This is a genomic window from Microcoleus sp. Pol14D4, from assembly GCF_036701245.1.
Lineage (GTDB): Bacteria > Cyanobacteriota > Cyanobacteriia > Cyanobacteriales > Microcoleaceae > Microcoleus.
Window position 1 is genome coordinate 1 of record NZ_JAUBQM010000152.1, and the last position, 5382, is coordinate 5382.

At 50.6% G+C, this 5382-nt stretch carries 1 protein-coding gene; it reads right to left on the reverse strand.

Translation table 11 applies throughout. The features are described 5' to 3' along the window. Positions 1-4661 (reverse strand): DUF4347 domain-containing protein (locus tag QUA33_RS27355; protein WP_333152815.1); only part of this gene is annotated, 4661 nt, incomplete at its 3' end. Positions 4662-5382 lie beyond the last annotated feature (721 nt).

Here is a 5382-nt window from a genome sequence, read left to right on the forward strand (position 1 = left end):
TCGTTGCCCTCGGTCCCGATGGTGGTGTTTTGGATGTCGATGAGTTGTGCGGCGTTGGAGTCGAAGTTGAGTATTTGAGAAGGCTGGGGCGGGATAAATGTGAAGTTCGGGGGCCCTTTCAAGGGGTCGCAACCGCAACTGGTATCGGGTTCGGGTACTGGGCCGAATATAGGCGTTGGTTCTGGCGCTGGTGTTGGTGTTGGTGTTGGTTCCTGCGCTGGTGTTGGTGTTGGAATGGGTGGTGTTGGTGTTGGAATGGGTGGTGTTGGTGTTGGTGTTGGGATGGGTGGTGTTGGTGTTGGGATGGGTGGTGTTGGTGTTGGTGTTGGGATGGGTGGTGTGGGTGTTGGTGTTGGGATGGGTGGTGTGGGTGTTGGGACGGGGGGTGTTGGTGTTGGTTCTGGGACGGGTGTCGGTGTTGGTTCGGGGGCGGGTGTCGGTGTTGGTTCTGGGACGGGTGTCGGTGTTGGTTCTGGTGCGGGTGTCGGTGTTGGTGCGGGCGCCGGAATGGCAGTTAAAGTGGCGCTGGCGGGGCTGGTAGCGCCCTGGTTGTCTGTAGCGCTGTAGGTGAAATTGGCGGTGGTAAAGTTGGCTGTCGATTGGAAAAATAATTGGTTAATGTCAGCAGGGGTAAGAATTTGACCAGCGGTGACAATCGTGCCACCAGTATCGGGATTGCCTAAAAATATCAGCCCTTCACTTGCAGGTGGGACGGTGTTAATGGTGAAGGATGCGATCGAGCCGTCGGGGTCGGTACCTCCAAGTCCTGCGATCGCCACAGTGCTGCTGGGGGCGATTTCGAGGTTAACCGGGGCTGCTTCTGGCGGTAGGTTTGGCAATGGCGGCAGCGCGGATACAGTAGCGCTGGCGGGGCTGGTAGCGCCCTGGTTGTCTGTAGCGCTGTAGGTGAAATTGGCGGTGGTAAAGTTGGCTGTCGATTGGAAAAATAATTGGTTAATGTCAGCAGGTGTCAGAATTTGACCCGCGGTGACAATCGTGCCGCCCGTCTCGGGATTGCCTAAAAATATCAGCCCTTCACTTGCTGGTGGGACGGTGTTAATGGTGAAGGATGCGATCGAGCCGTCGGGGTCGCTTCCTCCGAGTCCTGCGATCGGCACAGTGCTGCTGGGGGCGATCTCGACGTTGACGTTATTAGCTGTCGGCGGTAGGTTTAGCTGTGGCGGCAGCGCGGATACAGTAGCGCTGGCGGGGCTGGTAGCGCCCTGGTTGTCTGTAACGCTGTAGGTGAAATTGGCGGTGGTAAAGTTGGCTGTCGATTGGAAAAATAATTGGTCAATGTCAGCAGGGGTAAGAATTTGACCCGCGGTGACAATCGTGCCACCAGTATCGGGATTGCCTAAAAATATCAGCCCTTCATTGGCTGGTGGGACGGTGTTGATAGTGAAGGATGCGATCGAGCCGTCGGGGTCGCTTCCTCCGAGTCCTGCGATCGGCACAGCGCTGCTGGGGGCGATTTCGAGGTTGACGTTGTTAGCTATCGGCGGTTGGTTGGCGGGAGTCGGAGTCGGTGCGGGAGTCGGAGTCGGAGTCGGGGGTGAGGCGATGCTGGTGGTAACAGTTGCGCCGGGATCGCTGCCGTTATTGTTGGCGGGATTCGGGTCATTCGTGTTTGAGGTACTTCTTGCCGTGTTGCTGACAGTGCCGGTTGCCGGGACTGGGAATCGGACAGTCCGGCTGACGGTCACGCCGTCAGCTAAGCTGGCAATGGGCGGAAAGCTGACAATGCCTGTGGCTGGGTCGTAAATACCGCCGCTGGACGCTGTAACGCCCGTTAAACCGGGAACGATGCTATCTGTAACGGTAATGTTGGTGGCGGTAGTGGGCCCTCTGTTTTCAGTGAGAATGGTGTAGGTGACATTTGACCCAGGGGTGGCCGTAGCGGGCCCGGTTTTGACCGTCACTACATCAGCGCTATCGGTGATAGTGGTGGTGATTCGCGCTTGGGGGCTGCTGCCGTTGTTGTTGTCAGGATTGGGGTCGGGGCTCGTTGAGGTGCTGCTAGCAGTGTTGGCGACGGTGCCGCCGGTGGCGGGAACTGTGAAACTGACGGTTCTGTTGGTACTGGCTGCGCTGGCTAGGGATGGGATCGCCGTCCAAGTCACAATACCTGTAGTTTCGTTGTAAGTTCCGCCGTCGGAGACGCTGACTCCTGTTAAACCCGGAACAATGCTGTCGGCGATCGCCACATTGGTTGCGGCACTCGGCCCACTGTTAGCTGCCGTAATTGTGTAGGTGACATTCGAGCCGGCTGCTGCAGTAGCGGGTCCGGTTTTGACCGTCACTACATCAGCGCTATCGGTGATAGTGGTGGTGATTCGCGCTTGGGGGCTGCTGCCGTTGTTGTTGTCGGGATTGGGGTCTAGGCTTGTTGATGTGCTGCTAGCAGTGTTGGCGACGGTGCCGCCGGTGGCGGGAACTGCGAAACTGACGGTTCTGTTGGTACTGGCTGCGCTGGCTAGGGATGCGATCGCCGTCCAAGTCACAATACCTGTAGTTTCGTTGTAAGTTCCGCCGTCGGAGACGCTGACTCCTGTTAAACCCGGAACAATGCTGTCGGCGATCGCCACATTGGTTGCCGCACTCGGCCCACTGTTGGCTGCCGTAATTGTGTAGGTGACAGTCGAGCCGGCTGCTGCAGTAGCGGGTCCGGTTTTGACCGTCACTACATCAGCGCTATCGTTCGTAATAGTGGTGGTGACTCGCGCCTCCGGGCTGCTGCCGCTGTTGTTACCGGGTACCGGATCGATCGTACTGCTGCTGCTGAATACACTGTTGGTAATAGAGCCAAGTGTAGTTGGGGTCGTAACAGTTACGGTGCGCGTGGCGGTAGCCCCAACAGGTAAATTCGGAATAGTTGGCCAGGTTACCAGTCTCGTTGTCGCGTTGAAAGTTCCGTCGCCCTCGGCACTAGCAAATACTGCCCCGACGGGCAATTGATCTTCAATCACCACGTTTTCGGCGTCGTTCGGGCCGTTATTTACTGTCGTAATTGTGTAAGTAATGCTGCTACCCGGTGCCGCTGCGGCCGGGCCTGTTTTCCTTGAGGCAACATCTGCCGTAGTCCGCGGCACGTCTATAGTTTGGATAGACAAAGTGCGAACGTCGTGAATATTTGTTGCGTCTCCCGTTGAACCAGCAAAACCAAATTTGAATGTTGCCGGTATTGGCCCGTTTATCTCCTCTAAATTGGCAATGTCGATAATAGTCTCGCCCTGATCTGTAAACGAACCATTATTGTTGAGATCGAAGTTAACCGTGAGACGGTTTGGCGTTGCAGAATTGGGTGGTTGCAAAATAATTTGAACTCTTCTTCTGGCTGCTTCGCGAGTGGTAGTAAGTGCGTTGATCGGCCCGTTTGGAGGCAGGGGATTTACGGTATCTGGAATATTATCTACTCCCTGCGGCACAAAAGTAGAAGTTAAAAAGTTATATTGCGTAGCTTCGCTACCTCGAAGCGTTACCGAATCTGCTCTACGCCCCCCCGGAATTCCGCCTACACGCCCTTGAGTTGTAGTTGAAAAATTTCCGAATTCATCCAATCCAATTCCTAAATAACCTCCCAGTAAACCGGGCTGATTTGTATCTGTATTTTGGGCGTAGCCGAGAGACCCTCCATAGCCTCCAGCTACTGTTGGCGTCACCGTACCGTCAATTAAAAAGAAACTTATGCCATCACCTGTCCGCCCTGCTAAATTCGGACGTGCAGTGCCGTTGTAGACAAATAAATCGAAGACAATGTTAAGACCGCTGTTGACTGGAACCTGACTGTTATAGATAACAAAAGTGGATTGGTCAAAAGTTCTTGAAGTTAATCTCAACGCCCCGCTGCCGACCGGATCTATGTTCAAACCCGGAAAACTCTCCGTTCCGGTTCCTGCTGTTAAAGCTGGAGCGTCTGACGTGCCTGTTACCCCAGAGATCCAAGGCCCGATTAGACGTGCGTCTTGAAAACTTTCGTCTACTAAACTAATGAGGATAGCGCTGTAAGTTTCCTGGGTTTTTGTTTCAAAGGCTATTGCGGTTTTTACTTGTCCTGCTGTAACATTTAATTGCCAGTTTCCTCCTAATTTTGCACTGCCAATTAGATTGTTAGAAGCAGCTATATTTGCGCCTGTTAATTCTCTAAGCTTTCGCACGAAAGCAATCCCGGATTTTCCAGCCCCAACCTTACACGCTAATAATAAAATATCGGCTTTTTTCCTGAAGGCATTGCGCCACTTTTGCAAATGCCGATCGTACTTTTGCAAGTTTTCATTCTTCAGTAAAGTTGACCCCAGTTGCACCGAAGCTTCATTGCCGTGAGCAACTATTTGAAGGCTGGCAATTAAGCTGCGTTTAGCTAGAATCTCGGTAATTTGTTCTACTCCGTCCAGGGTTCGATCGAGGACAATTATCTCTGTCCCTGGTTTTACTCCGCTGGTAAGATGCTGATAATTCTCTACCCTTGGGTCGATGCAAACTAAATGTTTTTTATGTTTAGTCTTGACGCCGCAACTCTCTTTTGCTAAACAGGAAACATCGATCTCCACATCCCCGACTAAGGGCGTCCCAATCAAAGAAGCTTTTATGGACTCTTTGTCGCGGCGATCGCAACTTGATTGGTGAATTAGCGAAGAGTAGTTGCACCCTAAATTTTTCATGAGTTACATAGCTCCTTGACTTGTAAAATGTCCATCTTCAATGGTAGATAGTATTGTTAATTGCTAATAAGAAATTGTTAATTGCTAATTTCTCGGTTTCGCATAGTTAACAAGTTCTATTTACTGCGATTTTTTTTTGATCGACATCTTCCCAAAGTAGCAGTTCGCTGTGTTTACCTGCGAAATCAGGCATTTTTTTAGCCAAACCTGAGTTACCGCTAAATTATTTTTACATGGAAAAAACGTACAGAATGTACGCACATACGCTGTAAAATGCGATATTTTCTACCCAAAAATAGTTGATAATTGTTCGCTTTTATATTGGTTATTTATAATATAGTTTTTTTGACTCTTGGTAGGACGTGACTCATTATCAAAAATCATTTAATAATAGTCAATCAGCAGGATATAAGAGGATATCTATTCCCTCAAAAAAAAGGTAGTAAATCTTGTAGTTACAAACTGCGTTTGTTGGCTTTTGCCGGTTCTTAATTATTCACTAAAACCCCTTTTAGACTTTTCGATAAGTTGACAAACTAAAGAATTCAAGAACTTGCTTGATTTGGGTAATTGTGGAAAATAAAAAACCCGGCTTATGTAACAAACCGAGTTGGGAGAATATCGAAAAAACTTAGCGAATTAAATGCGCTTTTATCTTAACTCGAAAGAGTGAGAAAATCGAGAGAAGTCAGAGAATTATCAGCACCAAAAACCTGAGCCA